Consider the following 18,352-nt stretch of genomic DNA (forward strand, 5'->3'; position numbering starts at 1 on the left):
TTTTCAAGATATGTTGACTTTAAATAATATCTGATGTAAGATACTAATTGTCCGTTAAATACGACGACATGGCGGTGTAGCTCAGCTGGCTAGAGCGTACGGTTCATACCCGTGAGGTCGGGGGTTCGATCCCCTCCGCCGCTATATTTAATTTAACGGCCCGTTGGTCAAGTGGTTAAGACACCGCCCTTTCACGGCGGTAACACGGGTTCGAATCCCGTACGGGTCATCTAAAAAGATCATGCAAATTTGCATGATCTTTTTTTGTTAAATGGATTAAGATATACAACACTTCTACAAAATCACCCTATATTTTCTGAATATTTAATTAAAAAATTGAAATAACTTACATACCGTGTATATCTGTAGAGTTATTTCGAATAAAAAGTCGAACGATTATAAAAGTGAAAACTGTTGTTTTGACAAAAATCCCAACAATCATCTTTTATAATGACAGTAATTAAACTATGCAGGTGGTGTTAAAAGTATGCCTAAAGCAGGAAGGAATACTATGAATACAAGTGCATTGGCAATGAATGAGAGTCAGCTTGGAGGAATAAAGTGGACGAGTAAGTTGCGAATGAAATTTGAACAAGTTTTCTTTAGATGGGGATTTATTATTGTTGTTATTGGTTTTCTTTTGGGAAGAGCATATATATTAACAAATATCTTACCGTTTGCACTACCATTTTTTGCTGCTGTTTATGTTATGAAGCGGGATAAGATGCCGCTAGCATTTTTAGCTCTAATGGGAGGAGCTCTTTCAGTCTCGATAGATAATTTATTTTTTACTTTTGCATCTATCTTTACTTTCTTCATTTATAATATCTTCTTTAGTAGATTCACACGTAAAACCGTTGGACTTGTTCCATTTCAAGTATTTATCTCCGCATTAACCGCACACTTAGTTGTTGTATATTTTGCACAACAAACTGTCACCATGTACGATTTACTCGTTAGTACCATTGAGGCTGGGCTTAGTTTTGTATTAACTATGATATTTTTACAAAGTGTTCCGCTTTTAGTAGAAAGGAAAGGAAAACAACAGGCGTTAGAGACGGAAGAAATTGTTTGTTTGATTATATTACTAGCATCTGTTTTAACGGGTACAACAGATTGGTTTGTATATGATGCTTCTATTCAACATATTTTTACACGGTATTTAGTACTAGTATTTGCATTTATTGCGGGTGCTGCTACAGGATCTACAGTGGGGGTCGTAACAGGTTTGATATTAAGTTTAGCAAATGTATCTAGCTTGTCCCAGCTTAGCCTTCTTGCTTTTTCTGGATTGCTTGGTGGGTTGTTAAAAGAAGGGAAGCGTTTAGGTGTTAGTTTAGGTTTATTAATTGGGACAAGCTTAATTACATTATATGTAGACAAACAGACAAATATTGTAACGACTTTAATTGAGTCAGGCGTAGCGATTGCTATCTTCTTATTAACGCCAAAGCTTGTTTTAGATCGTATTGCTAAATTTATGCCAGGTACACAAGAGCATTCGCAAGATCAACAACAATATTTAAGAAGGATGCGCGATGTTACAGCGAACAAAATCAACCAATTTGCAAATGTATTTGCTGCTTTATCTAATAGCTTTTCTGTATATGGGTATGTAGAGGAAGAAGATAAAGAGACAGAAGCAGATTTGTTTTTGAGTACAATTACTGCGAAAACATGTCAAACATGCTTTAAAAAGGATCAATGCTGGGTAGTGAATTTCGATAAAACGTACGATTATATGAAACAAATAATGAGTGAAACGGAAGAAGGAACCCTGCAACATAATCGTAAATTAGTTCGTGAGTGGGACAAGCATTGTGTGAGAGGGAAAAAAGTGACGGATTTAGTAGCGGGTGAATTAGATCATTTCTATGAGGGACAAAAATTACGAAAACAAATGAAGGAAAATCGTAGAATAGTTGCGGAGCAACTATTAGGTGTATCAAAGGTTATGGAGGATTTTGCTAAGGAGATACAACGAGAGCGTGAAAATCATCAGGTGCAGGAAGAACAGATTATGCAAGCGTTCCGTGATTTTGGTGTCGAAGTAGAGCATGTTGATATTTATTGTTTAGATAGAGGAAGTATTGATATTGAAATGTTGATTCCCGTTGCATCTAATGAACATGGTGAATGTGAAAAGTTAGTTGCACCGATGCTTTCGGATATCCTTAAAGAAAATATTGTCGTTAAACATGAAGAAAAGTCTTCTTATCCGAATGGCCACAGTTTAATATCATTCGGTTCGGCGAAGACGTATTCTCTTGATACGGGATTGGCCACAGCCGCAAAGGGCGGTGGATTTGTTTCGGGTGACTCTTATGCGATGATGGATTTAAGTGTTGGCAAATATGCACTTGCGATTAGTGATGGTATGGGGAATGGGCAAAGAGCTCATATGGAAAGTAAGGAAACGGTGAAATTATTACAAAAAATACTCCAATCCGGTATTGACGAAGAAATAGCGATTAAGTCTATTAATTCAATTCTTTCTTTGAGAACGACGGAAGAGATGTTTACGACATTAGACTTAGCTATGGTAGATTTGCGAGATGCGAGTGCAAGGTTTTTAAAGATCGGATCAACGCCGAGTTTTGTTAAACGCGCGAATAATATTTTGAAAATTGAAGCAAGTAATTTGCCGATGGGAATCATCGAAGATGTTGAAGTTGATGTGGTGGGTGAACAATTAAAAACGGGCGATATCCTTATTATGATGAGCGATGGGATTTTTGAGGGAGCGCAGCATGTAGAGAATCATGAATTGTGGATGAAACGAAAAATTAAAGAATTGCAAACCGAAGACCCGCAAGAAATTGCTGATATCATTATGGAAGAAGTGATTCGCTCTTGTGATGGTTATATAAATGATGATATGACTATTGTAGTGGCAAAAGTGAAGAAAAATATGCCGAAGTGGGCTACGATTCCGATTGTAGGCATGCAGGCGCAGTAAAATGTAAGTGGAATGTTTATCTAAAATTTGATTTTAAAAACCTAGGCGAATACCTAGGTTTTTTTGTGGGAAAAGGTAATGCTATTGATTTTGTGAATACAGACGGAGGATGTAAGATAAAAATGTAATTTTTGTATATCTTTTTTTTGCACAATGTTTGTAAAAGTTGTACCATTATAGACAAGGCGACTAATGTTGCTGTTCTTGTTTAATGAAAGGTGATTGCGAAGTTGAAAGATACATTTGTTGAAAAAGTAGATGACTTTGTAAAGCAGCATGATGTATTAAAGAATGATTCAACAATTGTTGTGGGAGTTTCTGGTGGTCCTGACTCGTTAGCCCTTTTATATTATTTATTAGAAAAAAGAGCGGAAAAACAGTTGGAAATTGTAGTAGCTCATGTGGATCATATGTTTAGAGGTGATGAATCTCATGAGGATTTACAGTTTGTGCAGGACCTTTGTGAAGAACTGGGAATTATTTGTGAAACGATAAGGATTAATGTATCACAATATCAACAGCAATACGGGATGAATGCACAGGTTGCTGCTAGGGAATGCAGATATGCATTTTTGGAAAGAATAATGAAGAAATATGATGCAAGATATGTTGCTCTTGGACATCATGGAGATGATCAAGTAGAGACGATTTTAATGCGTCTTGTAAGAGGGAGTACTCCGAAAGGATATGCAGGAATTGCAGTGAAGCGTCCTTTTCATAATGGATATTTAATTAGGCCGTTACTTGGGGTAACGAAGGAAGAAATTGTTGATTACTGTAATAAGCTAAATTTAATTCCACGTATAGATCCGAGTAATAAAAAGGAAGTATATACAAGGAATCGATTACGTAAATATGTCCTTCCTCACTTAAAAGAAGAAAATCCACAAATGCATGAGAAATTCCAAAAATTTAGCGTGCAGATGCAAGAGGATGAGGCTTATTTGCAGGAATTAGCTTTTGAGAAAATGAATAAAGTAATTACAAAAAAAAGTGATAAACAAATTAGCTTATCAATTCCTGCCTTTGAATCCATGTCTATGCCTTTACAAAGAAGAGGGATTCAACTAATATTAAACTATCTTTATGAATATAAGATTCCATCTTCTCTTTCTTCTATACATATTGACAAGGTGATTGAGTTTTTTAAGCGGACACAACCTTCAGGTTCACTTGATTTTCCAGGTGATTTGAAAATTGTTCGCACATACGAGGAGTGTAGCTTTAGATTTAAACAAGAAATCGTCTCTCCTTTTTTGCAAGATTTATCAGTACCCGGGATCATTACACTATTGAACGGGGATGAATTTGTAACAGAGGTGAGCGAAGATATACCAAGTAACATGAATGAAACAGTATTTGTTGCTAAGTATAATGATATATCATATCCACTTCGTATTCGTTCTAGGGAAAATGGAGATCGCATGTCAATACAAGGTATGGATGGCACGAAAAAGATAAAAGCTATTTTTATCGAAGCGAAAGTACCAAAAGAAAAAAGGGAAGAATGGCCGGTCGTTTGTGATGCAAGTGGGAACATTATTTGGGTACCCTTGTTGAAGCGATCTGCATTTGCAATTTCGAAAGAGATGGCAAAGAAGGGTAAATATATGATTATTCACTACAAAAGCAAGGAGTCTTCCGGGAGGATAATGAAATGATGAATCAAGATATCGAAAAAGTATTAATTTCTGAAGAACAAATACAAGAAAAGGTGCGCGAACTAGGTGCAGTTATTGCAGAGGATTATAAAAACACAGTACCTCTTGCAATTGGTGTATTAAAAGGCGCAATGCCATTTATGGCAGATTTATTAAAGAGAACAGATACATATCTTGAAATGGATTTTATGGCTGTATCTAGTTATGGTCACTCTACAGTTTCAACAGGCGAAGTGAAAATTTTAAAAGACCTTGATACTTCTGTAGAAGGTCGCGATATTTTAATCGTCGAAGATATTATTGATAGTGGTCTTACACTAAGCTACTTAGTAGACTTATTCAAATATCGTAAAGCGAAGTCTGTAAAAATTGTTACATTATTAGATAAGCCAACAGGCCGTAAGGTTGATCTGAAAGCGGATTATGTTGGATTTACTGTTCCACATGAATTTGTAGTAGGATATGGATTAGATTATAAAGAGCAGTACCGTAATCTTCCTTATGTAGGCGTATTAAAACCAAGCGTTTACTCAAATTAATTAAATACAGGCTTTACAATTGTATAGGAAAGTTTTTCTATGTTACGATTTACTATAGTGTTTATGCCGTGAGAGGAGGTTAGGAATGAATCGTATCTTCCGTAATACCATCTTTTATTTACTGATATTCTTAGTAGTAATTGGAATCGTGAGCTATTTTAATGGTTCGACACAAAAAACGACATCAGTTAGCTACGACAAATTCATTACTAAACTAGAAAGCGGTGAAGTGCGTAATGTGCAACTTCAACCGAAAAATGGTGTATTTGAGGTAAAAGGACAATTCAATAACTCTAGCCAAGGAGAACAATTTGTTACTTATGCACCAAATACTGAGGAATTACAAAAGAAAATCAATGATAAAGCGAAAGGTGCCGAAGTTAAGTATCAACCAGCAGAAGAAACAAGTGCTTGGGTAACATTCTTTACTTCAATCATTCCGTTTGTCATCATCTTCATTTTATTCTTCTTCTTATTAAATCAAGCTCAAGGCGGCGGTAGCCGTGTTATGAACTTCGGGAAAAGTAAGGCGAAGTTATATAATGATGAAAAGAAAAAAGTTCGTTTCAGAGATGTTGCTGGGGCGGATGAAGAGAAACAAGAACTTGTTGAGGTAGTGGAATTCTTAAAAGACCCTCGTAAGTTTTCTGAAGTTGGTGCCCGTATTCCGAAGGGTGTCCTATTAGTTGGACCTCCAGGTACAGGTAAAACTTTATTAGCACGTGCTGTTGCAGGTGAGGCTGGCGTTCCATTCTTCTCTATCAGTGGTTCTGACTTTGTAGAGATGTTTGTCGGTGTCGGTGCATCACGTGTACGTGATTTATTTGAAAATGCAAAGAAAAATGCTCCTTGTATCATTTTCATTGATGAAATTGATGCAGTAGGTCGTCAACGTGGTGCAGGTCTTGGTGGTGGTCATGATGAGCGTGAGCAAACATTGAACCAGTTACTTGTTGAAATGGATGGATTCGGTGCAAACGAAGGTATTATTATCATTGCTGCGACAAACCGTCCAGACATTCTTGATCCAGCGTTATTACGTCCAGGTCGTTTTGACCGTCAAATTACAGTAGATCGTCCAGATGTAAATGGCCGTGAAGCTGTACTGAAAGTACATGCGCGTAATAAACCGCTTGATGAGCATATTAATTTAAGAGCAATTGCGACTCGTACACCAGGATTCTCTGGTGCGGATCTTGAAAACTTATTAAACGAAGCTGCTTTAGTAGCTGCACGTCGAGATAAGAAGAAAATTGATATGAGTGATATCGATGAAGCAACGGATCGTGTTATTGCAGGTCCAGCTAAGAAAAGTCGTGTTATCTCTGAAAAAGAACGTAATATCGTTGCTTTCCATGAAGCAGGCCATACTGTAATTGGTGTTGTTCTTGATGAAGCTGATGTCGTTCATAAAGTAACAATTGTCCCTCGTGGTCAAGCTGGTGGATATGCGGTAATGCTTCCGAAGGAAGATCGTTACTTCATGACAAAGCCAGAGTTACTTGATAAAATCACTGGTTTACTTGGTGGTCGAGTAGCTGAGGAGATTGTATTTGGTGAAGCAAGTACAGGTGCTCACAATGACTTCCAACGTGCGACTGGTATTGCAAGACGTATGGTTACGGAATTCGGTATGAGTGATAAGCTTGGACCGATGCAATTTGGTAGCTCACAAGGTGGTCAGGTATTCTTAGGAAGAGACTTCCATTCAGAACAAAACTACAGTGATGCAATTGCGCATGAAATTGATGTGGAAATGCAAACGATTATTAAAGACTGTTATGCTCGTGCGAAACAAATTCTTACTGAAAAACGAGATAAGCTTGATATTATCGCAAAAACGTTACTTGAAGTAGAAACATTAGATGCAGAGCAAATTAATCATTTATATGATTATGGCAGATTACCTGAGCGTCCAACATCTTCAGATGATGTGAAAGTAAACATCAATATGAAGAAAGACGATGAAGATAAAGAAGATAAAGAAGATAAGTAAGAAATGAAGGAGTGACTATCGTCACTCCTTTTTTGTTTGTTAAGTTTTTTGCTAATTACTATTGAGGGTTTAGTGGATAAAGTAATTTAAGTAAAACTAGTATTAAAAATTGAAATAGAGAGCAATCTTTTTGTAAAATGATGAGGATAGGAAAGCTGATTATATAAGTATGTGTGATATGATGTTTTTATAAGTTTTATACATACTACACAAATATAGATTAAATAAGATAAGTGGTGAGAATATGATTTTTGTATTGGATGTAGGGAACACAAATGCTGTACTAGGCGTGTTTGAAGAGGGGGAACTTCGTCAGCATTGGCGCATGGAAACAGATCGTCATAAGACAGAAGATGAATATGGAATGCTTGTAAAACAGTTACTTGATCATGAGGGTCTCTCGTTTGAAGATGTGAAAGGTATTATTGTGTCTTCAGTCGTACCACCAATTATGTTCGCTTTAGAACGTATGTGTGAAAAATATTTTAAAATTAAACCGCTTGTAGTAGGACCTGGAATAAAAACGGGGCTAAATATTAAATATGAAAATCCACGTGAAGTAGGCGCAGATCGAATTGTAAATGCAGTAGCAGGAATCCAATTGTATGGAAGTCCACTTATTATTGTTGATTTTGGTACGGCTACTACATATTGTTATATTAATGAAGAAAAGCATTATATGGGTGGAGTTATTACGCCAGGAATTATGATTTCAGCAGAGGCTTTATATAGTAGGGCGGCAAAACTTCCTCGTATTGAAATTACAAAACCGAGCAGTGTTGTTGGGAAGAATACAGTAAGTGCGATGCAATCAGGTATTCTTTATGGTTATGTAGGACAAGTGGAAGGTATTGTTAAGCGTATGAAAGAGGAAGCTAAACAAGAACCGAAAGTTATTGCAACAGGTGGATTGGCGAAATTAATTTCAGAAGAATCGAATGTAATTGATATTGTAGATCCATTTTTAACGTTAAAAGGCTTGTATATGTTATATGAGCGTAATGCAAATTTACAGCAGGAGAAAGGTGAATAAATAAGTATGAAAGATTATTTAGTAAAAGCGTTAGCGTTTGATGGAGAAGTACGTGCGTATAGTGTACGTACAACAAATACAGTAAGTGAGGCACAAAGACGTCATGATACATGGAGGACAGCTTCGGCGGCACTTGGTCGTTCTTTAACTGCAGGTACAATGATGGGTGCGATGTTAAAAGGTGATCAAAAGTTAACGATTAAGGTAGAAGGTAATGGTCCGATTGGCCCTATCTTAGTGGATGCTCATGCAAATGGAGATGTACGTGGCTACGTAACGAATCCACATGTTGATTTTGAAGGAACGGAACAAGGAAAATTACGTGTATATCAAGCGGTAGGTACAGAAGGTTTTGTAACAGTAATTAAAGATATTGGTATGCGTGAGCCGTTTATCGGTCAATCCCCAATCGTTTCGGGAGAACTAGGGGAAGATTTCACGTATTATTTCGCAGTTTCTGAGCAGACGCCTTCTTCTGTTGGTGTCGGTGTCCTTGTAAATGGAGATGACAGCGTATTAGCGGCGGGTGGATTTATCCTTCAAATTATGCCGGGCGCACAGGAAGAAACAATTTCATTCATTGAAGATCGTTTGCAAAAAATCCCGCCTGTATCAACATTGATCGAACAAGGTCTTTCTCCAGAAGAGCTACTATATGCAGTCCTTGGAGAAGATAAAGTAAAAGTATTAGAAACAATGGATGTTCAATTTAATTGTACGTGCTCACGTGAACGTATTGAGAGTGTGTTAATTAGTTTAGGTAAAACAGAGTTAGAGCAAATTCGTGAAGAAGAAGAAGAAACAGAAGTTCATTGTCATTTCTGTAATGAACGATACAAGTTCTCTAAAGAAGATATTACAAATTTAATTGAGAATTTGTAATAAGGGGATTAACCCTCCGAATAGATTGACAAACAGGGAATTTTCTGACAAAATCTAAATATAGATAAAACCAATAAAAATACTCGGTGTTAGGAGTGACAGGAATGCGAGTGGCACAATCAGTTTCAGAATTAATCGGGAAAACGCCGATCGTTAAGTTGAACCGCATCGTAGAATCAGACAGCGCAGATATATACTTAAAACTAGAATTTATGAATCCAGGGAGTAGCGTTAAAGATCGTATTGCACTAGCTATGATTGAAGATGCTGAAAAAAAGGGATTGTTAAAAGAGGGCGATACAATCATTGAGCCAACAAGTGGTAACACAGGGATTGGTTTAGCGATGGTAGCGGCTGCTAAAGGATATAATGCAATTTTAGTAATGCCAGAAACAATGAGTATTGAGCGTCGTAATTTATTACGTGCTTACGGTGCTGAATTAGTATTGACTCCAGGTCCTGAAGGGATGGGTGGAGCAATTCGTAAAGCGACTGAATTAGCGAAAGAGCATGGCTACTTTATACCACAACAGTTCAAAAACCAATCGAATCCAGAAATTCACCGTTTAACAACAGGTCCAGAAATTATTGAACAAATGGGCGACCAATTAGATGCGTTTATTGCAGGTATTGGTACAGGTGGAACAATTACTGGTGCTGGTGAAGTGCTGAAGGAAGCATATGAAGGTATTAAAATTTATGCAGTAGAACCTGCGGATTCACCAGTATTATCTGGTGGGAAACCAGGTCCACATAAAATCCAAGGAATTGGGGCGGGATTTGTTCCAGAGACATTGGATGTAGAAGTATATGATGAAATTATTCAAGTGAAAACAGAGCAAGCATTTGAATATGCGAGAAGAGTGGCTAAAGAAGAAGGTATTTTAGTTGGTATCTCTTCAGGAGCAGTTATTTATGCAGCAACAGAAGTTGCGAAAAAGTTAGGTAAAGGGAAAAAGGTACTCGTTATTATTCCAAGTAACGGTGAACGTTATTTAAGTACACCGCTTTATCAATTTGAATCATAATTAAATGCGATTGAAAAAGCATCCTTGAAAAAGGATGCTTTTTCTTTTTGGATTGGAAATAGGAAAAGAGTGAATGACTAGAAAACTTCATGTAAAATAAGAGGTAGTATAATTAAATTATTTTCACTAGCCTTCGAGTATAATCAATCTCTATATAAATAACTTATGTAGTTTGAGGTGGTTCATCTAAGAGGGTGGGATAAAAGAAGACGGGGTGTTGATATGCAACGAAGAAAATCTTTAGCGCTTTCTATTCCATATCAGTTAGATTTCTTTAAGCAATATAAATTTCTTTCTCAGGATAAGCCGCAACATATTTTGCTGGAAAGTGGACGTGGCGGTCGTTATAACATAGTGGGTTTAAACCCGGTAGCGGTAATCCAAGGAAAGGGTGAAAAGTTACATATAAGTGAAAGTGGTAAGGAAACAATAAAAAAAGGGAATCCATTAGATTTAATGCAAGAATATATGGAGCAATGGAAAACAGACTACAATCCAGAGTACCCGCCTTTTCAAGGTGGTGCAATGGGCTACTTTAGTTATGATTGTATCCGTTATATCGAAAAACTCCCTTCTCTTGCAGAGGATGATCTGAATATACCCGATATATACTTTTTATTATTTGACGATGTGTTCGTCTATGATCAAAAAGAAAAAGTATTGTGGATTATTACACATTATGTAGATAAGCATGCAGAAGCGGAAGAACGTTTAAATGAATGGAAGGATCTTTGGACGGCAGAAGTGCCTGAAGTGACTATGCCGTTTGAACGTCCTAAAAAGAAAAATGAAGCGGTTGCCTTTACAGAAGCGGGCTTTATGAAGGCTGTTGAACGTATTCAAGAGTATATTGGAAATGGTGATGTGTTTCAAGTAAACTTGTCGACAAGACAGGAAAGAACTTTACAAACGCATCCACTAGAAATTTATACAAGTCTTCGTAAAATTAATCCATCTCCATATATGGGTTACTTAGAGCTTGGGGATTTTCAAATTGTTAGTGCTTCGCCTGAATTGCTAATTAAAAAACAAGGGCAAGAAGTAAGTACACGACCAATTGCAGGTACAAGATCCCGCGGTGCAAATGAACAAGAGGATCAAGACTTAGCAAGGGAATTAATTGAGAACGAAAAGGAACGAGCAGAGCATGTGATGCTTGTAGATTTAGAGCGAAATGATTTAGGACGCGTTTGTAAATATGGCACTGTAGAAGTCGATGAATTTATGGTAATTGAAAAGTACTCACATGTTATGCATATCGTTTCCAATGTGCGTGGTGAGGTGGAAGAAGATAAGGATGCTTTCGATTTAGTGAAAGCTGTATTTCCTGGTGGAACAATTACTGGTGCACCGAAAATACGTACGATGGAGATTATAGAAGAATTAGAGCCTGTTCGCCGAGGGATTTATACAGGTTCAATTGGTTGGATTGGTTATTCTGGAGATACGGAATTAAATATTGTCATTAGAACGCTTCTTGCGAAAGATGGGCAAGCACATGTGCAAGCTGGAGCGGGAATTGTAATTGATTCAAATCCGAAAAATGAATATAAAGAGTCGTTAAAAAAGGCAATTGCTTTATGGCGTGCAAAAGAAAGTAGCGAAGAAACGGTTAGGTGAGAGAAATGATATTAATGATTGATAATTATGATTCTTTTACATTTAATTTAGTACAGTTTCTTGGAGAACTTGGACAAGAGCTTGTTGTTAAGCGTAATGATGAAGTGAGTATTGCAGATATTGAGAATATGAAACCAGATTTCTTAATGATTTCGCCAGGTCCATGTAGTCCTAATGAAGCGGGGATTAGTATGGAAGTTATCAAATACTTTGCTGGGGAGATTCCGATTTTTGGAGTTTGTCTTGGGTATCAATCGATTGCACAAGTATTTGGTGGAGAAGTTGTTCGTGCAGAGCGATTAATGCATGGGAAAACATCGCTTATGCATCATGATGAGAAAACAATTTTCTTAGATATTCCTAATCCATTTACTGCAACGCGTTATCATTCCCTGATTGTTAAGAAAGAGTCATTGCCAGATTGTTTAGAGGTAACATCTTGGACAGAGGAAGGGGAAATTATGGCGATTCGTCATAAGACACTGCCGATAGAGGGTGTGCAATTCCACCCAGAATCTATTATGACTTCTCATGGGAAAGAGTTACTACAGAACTTCATTCGTAAATATAGTCCAAGTGTGACATCATGTTAATTTACGTAAATGGCGAGTATGTAGAAGCGAGTGAAGCGAAAATCTCCCCTTATGACCATGGTTATTTATATGGGCTGGGAGTTTTTGAGACATTTCGTATTTATAATGGTCATCCTTTTTTGTTAGATGATCATTATAACCGTTTAATAGATGCGCTAGATATATTGCAAATTAAATGGATAATGACAAAAGATGACGTGATGCTTATTTTGAAAAATCTACTCGCTAAGAATGAATTGGAACATGCGTATGTACGTTTTAATGTATCAGCAGGTGTAGATGAAATAGGATTACAAACGGAAATGTATGAAGACCCTTCGGTTATTGTTTTTATAAAACCTTTAACAGCTCCAGAAGATGTAGTAGAAAAAGAAGGGGTTATTTTAAAACAAGTGCGAAATACACCAGAAGGAGCATTTCGTCTGAAGTCTCATCATTATCTAAATAACATTTTAGGGAAGCGTGAAATTGGAAATGTAGTGAGCAAGGAAGGTATTTTCCTTACTGAAGCAGGTTATGTTGCAGAGGGTATTGTTTCGAATCTCTTTTTTGTGAAAGGTGATGTTTTATATACACCTTCGTTAAAAACAGGGATTTTAAATGGTATCACTCGTGCGTTTATTATAAAAAGTGCTGAAGAATTGAATATAGAAGTAAAGGAAGGTTTCTTTACAAAAGATGAATTACTTTCAGCAGATGAAGTCTTTGTAACAAACTCAATTCAAGAAATTGTTCCGCTTTATCGTATAGAAGCGCAGGATTTCCCGGGGAAAGTGGGAGTGGTTACAAAAAGTTTAATGTACCTTTATGGAATGCAGAGAGAGAAATTATGGAGCAGAAATGAATTACGAAGAGGAGATGTGTAGTTTGAAGTGGGATTATGATTTACGCTGCGGCGAATATACATTGAATTTAAATGAAAAGACATTAATTATGGGAATTTTAAATGTAACACCAGATTCGTTTTCTGATGGTGGGAGTTACAACGAGGTAGATGCTGCGGTACGTCACGCAAAAGAAATGCAAGGTGAAGGTGCTCATATTATTGATATTGGTGGCGAATCTACTCGCCCGGGTTTTGCTAAAGTATCAGTAGAAGAAGAAATAAAGCGAGTTGTCCCGATGATTCAAGCGGTTTCAAAAGAAGTAAAATTGCCTATATCTATCGATACATATAAAGCTGAAGTTGCAAAGCAAGCAATTGAGGCTGGTGCTCATATTATTAATGATATTTGGGGAGCAAAGGCGGAGCCAAAAATTGCTGAAGTCGCAGCTCGTTATGATGTACCTATCATTTTAATGCATAACCGCGATAATATAAATTATCGTAATTTAATGGCGGATATGATTGCTGATTTGTATGATAGTATCAAAATTGCTAAAAATGCTGGTGTGCGAGATGAGAATATTATTTTAGATCCAGGTATCGGTTTTGCTAAAACACCTGAGCAAAACTTAGAGGTGATGCGTAATTTAGAACAGTTAAATGTGCTAGGTTATCCGGTTCTCTTAGGTACTTCGAGAAAGTCCTTTATTGGGCACGTATTAGATTTGCCAGTAGAGGAACGCCTTGAGGGGACTGGAGCTACTGTTTGTCTTGGTATTGAAAAGGGTTGTGAGTTTGTTCGTGTCCATGATGTGAAAGAAATGGCGCGTATGGCTAAAATGATGGATGCAATGATTGGTAAGGGGGTAAAGTAATTGGATAAAATTTATATCCATGATATGGAGTTTTACGGTTATCATGGTGTGTTCCCGGAGGAAAATAAATTAGGTCAGAGATTTAAAGTTGACTTAACGGTGGAGTTGGATTTAAAGCGTGCAGGGGAAAGTGATGAATTAGAGCATTCGGTCAATTATGGAGAGCTTTTCGAATTATGTAGAAAAGTTGTTGAGGATAGAAAGTATAAGCTTGTGGAGAGTATCGCTGAAAATATTGCTGCAGATATATTAAAACAATATGAGAGTATTTCACGATGTACAATTAAGGTAATTAAGCCGGATCCACCGATACCAGGTCATTATCGTGCTGTAGCAGTAGAAATTACGAGAGAACGTCCATGAATAATGTAGCATACATTGCATTAGGGTCAAATATTGGAGAGCGTTATACGTATCTAACCGAAGCGATTCAGTTCTTAAATAAAAATCCTTATATTCAGGTTGATGATATTTCATCTGTATATGAAACTGAGCCAGTTGGCTATACTGACCAAAGTTGCTTTTTAAATTTAGTTATAAAAATTTCTACCAATTTATCACCACAAGAATTATTGAAAGTAACACAAAAAGTAGAAAATGACCTAGGAAGAAAAAGGGAAATTAGGTGGGGGCCGAGGACTATCGACCTTGACATTTTACTTTATAATCAAGAGAATATTGAAGCAGAGAATCTTATTGTTCCGCATCCGCGGATGTTTGAAAGAGCTTTTGTTATCGTTCCGTTGTTAGAGATTAATCAAGACATAAAACAAAACATTTCACGTTCACAAGTAGAAGAAATGAAAAGGCGAGAGGGAGTAACGGTATGGAAGCAGAAAAATGGGGAAGACGCATTCGTGCTTTTCGAAAGCTAAAAGGCTACACGCAAGAAGGTTTTGCTAAAGAATTAGGGGTATCTGTATCTGTTTTAGGTGAAGTTGAGAGAGGGAATCGATCACCTTCTCAAGATTTTGTAGTAGAAGTTGCTAAGGCATTAAATGTTTCGATAGATGAATTAATGCCAAAGTGACTGTGCAGGAAGGAGTAGGTTGATTGTTAAAGATTGCAAATATTGAGATGAAAAATCCGGTTGTATTAGCACCGATGGCGGGAGTGTGTAATTCTGCATTCCGTTTAACAGTGAAAGAATTTGGTGCAGGTCTAGTTTGTGCTGAAATGGTAAGTGATAAGGCGATATTACTTAATAACAAAAGAACATTAGATATGTTATATATCGATGAAAGAGAAAAACCATTAAGTTTACAAATTTTCGGTGGAGAGAAAGAAACTCTTGTAGATGCTGCGAAATACGTAGATAAATATACGACAGCAGATATTATTGATATCAATATGGGTTGCCCAGTACCGAAAATCGTAAAATGTGATGCGGGGGCAAGATGGCTTTTAGATCCAAATAAAATATATGAAATGGTAGCAGCAGTTGTAGATGCCGTTGAAAAGCCGGTTACAGTTAAAATGCGTATCGGTTGGGATGAAGAACATATTTTCGCAATAGAAAATGCTAGAGCTATTGAGCGTGCTGGTGGACAAGCTGTGGCGGTTCACGGTCGTACGCGAGTGCAAATGTATGAAGGTAAAGCGGATTGGGATATCATTAAACAAGTAAAGCAAGCTGTGAATATCCCAGTTATCGGAAATGGTGATGTCGAAACACCGCAAGATGCGAAGCGTATGCTTGATGAGATTGGTGTAGATGGTGTTATGATTGGCCGTGCGGCTCTTGGGGATCCATGGATGATTTATCGTACAGTAAAGTATTTAGAGACAGGTGAGTTAATGCCGGAACCAACAGTACGTGAGAAAATTGATGTATGTATGTTGCATCTAGATCGTCTTATCGATTTAAAGAACGAAAATGTTGCTGTAAGAGAGATGAGAAAGCATGCGGCTTGGTATTTAAAAGGTGTTCGTGGTAATGCGAGTGTGCGTAGTGGTATCAATACTTGCAACACACGTGAAGACCTTGCGAATGTATTAGGTGCATTTGTAGAAGAGGTAGAAGCGAAACAACAAACAATTTACGTTGGTTAATAAGGGGGACGGAGAAGATTGACATTCTTCTACACACTTCCTATAATTACGTGAAAGAAAGAAGAACTGCCAGTTAGTTGCTGGCAGTTTTTCTAGTTGAGTAGAAAATGCTATACTGTATATATTGTAAAAATTAATAGAGCTGGAGTGATATCAATATCATGGATAACATGAACCACGAAGAATTAAACGACCAATTGCTTGTTCGTCGTGAAAAGCTACATAATTTACGTGAGCAAGGAATCGATCCGTTCGGTAAACGATTTGAACGCACAAATTCAACGACCGACTTAGTAAGTTTATATGGAGAATTCTCTAAAGAAGAATTAGAAGAGAAAGAAATCACTGTTGCTATCGCTGGTCGTATTATGACAAAACGCGGTAAAGGAAAAGCTGGATTCGCGCACATTCAAGATTTACACGGACAAGTTCAAATTTACGTTCGTAAAGATACTGTTGGAGATGAAGAGTACGAGTTATTTACGACAGCAGATTTAGGTGACTTAGTAGGTATTGAAGGTAAAGTGTTCAAAACAAACGTTGGAGAACTTTCAGTAAAAGCAACAGGATTTACGCTTTTAACGAAATCTCTTCGTCCGTTACCGGATAAATACCATGGATTAAAAGATGTTGAACAACGATACCGTCAACGTTACTTAGATTTAATTACAAGTATGGAAAGTCGTGAAACATTTGTTACTCGTAGTAAAATCATTCGTGAAATGAGAAGATATTTAGATGACAACGGTTATCTTGAAGTAGAAACGCCTATGATGCACGCGATTGCAGGTGGAGCATCTGCTCGTCCTTTCACTACGCATCATAATGCGTTAGATATGGAATTATATATGCGTATCGCAATTGAACTTCATTTAAAACGTCTTATTGTGGGCGGATTAGAAAAAGTTTATGAGATTGGCCGTGTATTCCGTAATGAGGGTGTATCAACTCGTCATAACCCTGAGTTTACGATGATTGAATTATATGAAGCGTACGCTGATTATAATGATATTATGAAACTAACAGAAAATATGGTTGCTCATATTGCGAAAAAAGTATTGGGTACAACAACAATCCAATATGGTGATTATGAAATTAATCTAGAACCAGAATGGACACGTCTTCATATGGTAGATGCAATTAAGCAACACTCTGGAGCGGATTTCTGGAATCCAATGAGTGTAGAAGAAGCACGTGAGCTTGCGAAAGAACATAATGTAGAAATTAAGGATACAATGGAAGTTGGTCATATTATTAATGAGTTCTTCGAGCAAAAAGTAGAAGATAAATTAATCCAACCAACATTTATTTACGGTCATCCGGTAGAAATTTCGCCACTTGCGAAAAAGAATGACCAAGATCCACGATTCACAGATCGTTTCGAATTATTTATCGTTGCACGTGAACATGCAAATGCATTTACTGAGTTAAATGATCCGATCGATCAAAAAGAACGTTTTGAAGCGCAATTAAAAGAGCGCGAACAAGGTAATGACGAAGCACATATGATGGATGACGATTATATTGAAGCTCTTGAGTACGGTATGCCTCCTACGGGTGGATTAGGAATTGGTATTGATCGTCTAGTTATGTTATTAACAAATGCACCATCTATTCGTGATGTATTATTATTCCCTGCTATGCGCCATAAACAAGATTAAGCTTTGGAGATTTCTCCAAAGCTTTTTTTATTTGAGTATGAGTTGCGTGAGTATAATAGATCTTGATGGTGCGAGAAATTATACTTATATAGAAGAAATGTGCTGTTTTTATACTTTTTTACTAAGTTAAAAATTTTATTAGAAAAACTATTGCATTTTAATAATCAAACTGGTATATTTATATTCGTTGCCACGAAAGGTAACAAGCAAAACAAACGAAAAACAACTTATTGAAAAAAGTTGTTGACGAGAATATAACGAAATGTTATATTGATAAAGTCGCTTCTGAGCGACCAAGTAGTTCTTTGAAAACTGAACGAAACAAACAACGTGAAACGTCAATTTTTATTTTTAGATGCTAGACAAACTAACTTTATTGGAGAGTTTGATCCTGGCTCAGGATGAACGCTGGCGGCGTGCCTAATACATGCAAGTCGAGCGAATGGATTAAGAGCTTGCTCTTATGAAGTTAGCGGCGGACGGGTGAGTAACACGTGGGTAACCTGCCCATAAGACTGGGATAACTCCGGGAAACCGGGGCTAATACCGGATAACATTTTGAACTGCATGGTTCGAAATTGAAAGGCGGCTTCGGCTGTCACTTATGGATGGACCCGCGTCGCATTA

At 37.1% G+C, this 18,352-nt stretch carries 16 protein-coding genes, 2 tRNA genes and 1 rRNA gene; all 19 read left to right on the plus strand.

The features are described from left to right. The first annotated feature begins 70 nt into the window (after positions 1–70). A tRNA-Met gene (locus C4S65_RS29560) sits at positions 71–144 on the plus strand. A 13-nt stretch (positions 145–157) separates the two neighbouring features. Beyond that, positions 158–229, plus strand: a tRNA-Glu gene (locus C4S65_RS29565). Positions 230–487: 258 nt separating this feature from the next. Then, positions 488–2,959: a stage II sporulation protein E gene (gene spoIIE / locus C4S65_RS29570; RefSeq protein WP_001123551.1), complete on the plus strand. Its 2,472-nt coding sequence runs from the start codon at positions 488–490 to the stop codon at positions 2,957–2,959. A 230-nt stretch (positions 2,960–3,189) separates the two neighbouring features. Further along, positions 3,190–4,620, plus strand: coding sequence for a tRNA lysidine(34) synthetase TilS (tilS, locus tag C4S65_RS29575; protein WP_000655456.1), 1,431 nt, complete (start codon positions 3,190–3,192; stop codon positions 4,618–4,620). Then, on the plus strand, positions 4,617–5,159 hold the full coding sequence (gene hpt, locus C4S65_RS29580; RefSeq protein ID WP_000981846.1) for a hypoxanthine phosphoribosyltransferase: 543 nt from the start codon (positions 4,617–4,619) through the stop codon (positions 5,157–5,159). Before tilS ends, hpt begins: the two co-directional genes overlap by 4 nt. An 85-nt stretch (positions 5,160–5,244) precedes the next feature. Next, positions 5,245–7,155, plus strand: coding sequence for an ATP-dependent zinc metalloprotease FtsH (gene ftsH, locus C4S65_RS29585; protein WP_016079510.1), 1,911 nt, complete (start codon positions 5,245–5,247; stop codon positions 7,153–7,155). 244 nt (positions 7,156–7,399) lie between these two features. Beyond that, positions 7,400–8,188 carry a type III pantothenate kinase gene (locus C4S65_RS29590; protein WP_000578366.1) on the plus strand — a complete coding sequence of 263 codons (789 nt, stop codon included), beginning with the start codon at positions 7,400–7,402 and terminating at the stop codon, positions 8,186–8,188. Positions 8,189–8,194: 6 nt separating this feature from the next. Continuing rightward, a complete protein-coding gene (hslO, locus tag C4S65_RS29595; protein WP_000656367.1) occupies positions 8,195–9,070 on the plus strand; it encodes a redox-regulated molecular chaperone HslO in 876 nt (291 codons plus the stop codon). 104 nt (positions 9,071–9,174) lie between these two features. After that, positions 9,175–10,098: a cysteine synthase A gene (cysK, locus tag C4S65_RS29600; protein WP_001261711.1), complete on the plus strand. Its 924-nt coding sequence runs from the start codon at positions 9,175–9,177 to the stop codon at positions 10,096–10,098. Between the two features lie 222 nt (positions 10,099–10,320). Continuing rightward, positions 10,321–11,718 carry an anthranilate synthase component I gene (gene trpE, locus C4S65_RS29605; protein ID WP_061666996.1) on the plus strand — a complete coding sequence of 466 codons (1,398 nt, stop codon included), beginning with the start codon at positions 10,321–10,323 and terminating at the stop codon, positions 11,716–11,718. A 5-nt stretch (positions 11,719–11,723) separates the two neighbouring features. Next, on the plus strand, positions 11,724–12,311 hold the full coding sequence (pabA, locus tag C4S65_RS29610; RefSeq protein ID WP_103945734.1) for an aminodeoxychorismate/anthranilate synthase component II: 588 nt from the start codon (positions 11,724–11,726) through the stop codon (positions 12,309–12,311). Continuing rightward, positions 12,305–13,177, plus strand: a complete 873-nt coding sequence (gene pabC / locus C4S65_RS29615; RefSeq protein ID WP_103945735.1) for an aminodeoxychorismate lyase — start codon at positions 12,305–12,307, stop codon at positions 13,175–13,177. Before pabA ends, pabC begins: the two co-directional genes overlap by 7 nt. After that, positions 13,152–14,012, plus strand: a complete 861-nt coding sequence (folP, locus tag C4S65_RS29620; RefSeq protein WP_103945736.1) for a dihydropteroate synthase — start codon at positions 13,152–13,154, stop codon at positions 14,010–14,012. The genes pabC and folP overlap by 26 nt, the downstream gene beginning before the upstream one ends. Continuing rightward, positions 14,013–14,375: a dihydroneopterin aldolase gene (gene folB, locus C4S65_RS29625; RefSeq protein ID WP_000358066.1), complete on the plus strand. Its 363-nt coding sequence runs from the start codon at positions 14,013–14,015 to the stop codon at positions 14,373–14,375. After that, the gene (gene folK / locus C4S65_RS29630; protein ID WP_001066691.1) at positions 14,372–14,887 is read left to right on the plus strand and encodes a 2-amino-4-hydroxy-6-hydroxymethyldihydropteridine diphosphokinase; all 516 of its coding nucleotides are present in this window, start codon (positions 14,372–14,374) and stop codon (positions 14,885–14,887) included. The genes folB and folK overlap by 4 nt, the downstream gene beginning before the upstream one ends. Continuing rightward, positions 14,839–15,042, plus strand: coding sequence for a helix-turn-helix transcriptional regulator (locus tag C4S65_RS29635; protein ID WP_000387030.1), 204 nt, complete (start codon positions 14,839–14,841; stop codon positions 15,040–15,042). The genes folK and C4S65_RS29635 overlap by 49 nt, the downstream gene beginning before the upstream one ends. A gap of 23 nt (positions 15,043–15,065) precedes the next feature. Next, a complete protein-coding gene (dusB, locus tag C4S65_RS29640) occupies positions 15,066–16,064 on the plus strand; it encodes a tRNA dihydrouridine synthase DusB (RefSeq protein WP_000912243.1) in 999 nt (332 codons plus the stop codon). A gap of 161 nt (positions 16,065–16,225) precedes the next feature. Continuing rightward, on the plus strand, positions 16,226–17,725 hold the full coding sequence (gene lysS / locus C4S65_RS29645; RefSeq protein WP_000369679.1) for a lysine--tRNA ligase: 1,500 nt from the start codon (positions 16,226–16,228) through the stop codon (positions 17,723–17,725). A 373-nt stretch (positions 17,726–18,098) separates the two neighbouring features. Further along, a 16S ribosomal RNA gene (locus C4S65_RS29650) occupies positions 18,099–18,352 on the plus strand; the annotation flags it as partial.

Origin of the sequence: Bacillus sp. ok061 (genome assembly GCF_900108285.1) — a bacterium.
Lineage (GTDB): Bacteria > Bacillota > Bacilli > Bacillales > Bacillaceae_G > Bacillus_A > Bacillus_A thuringiensis_S.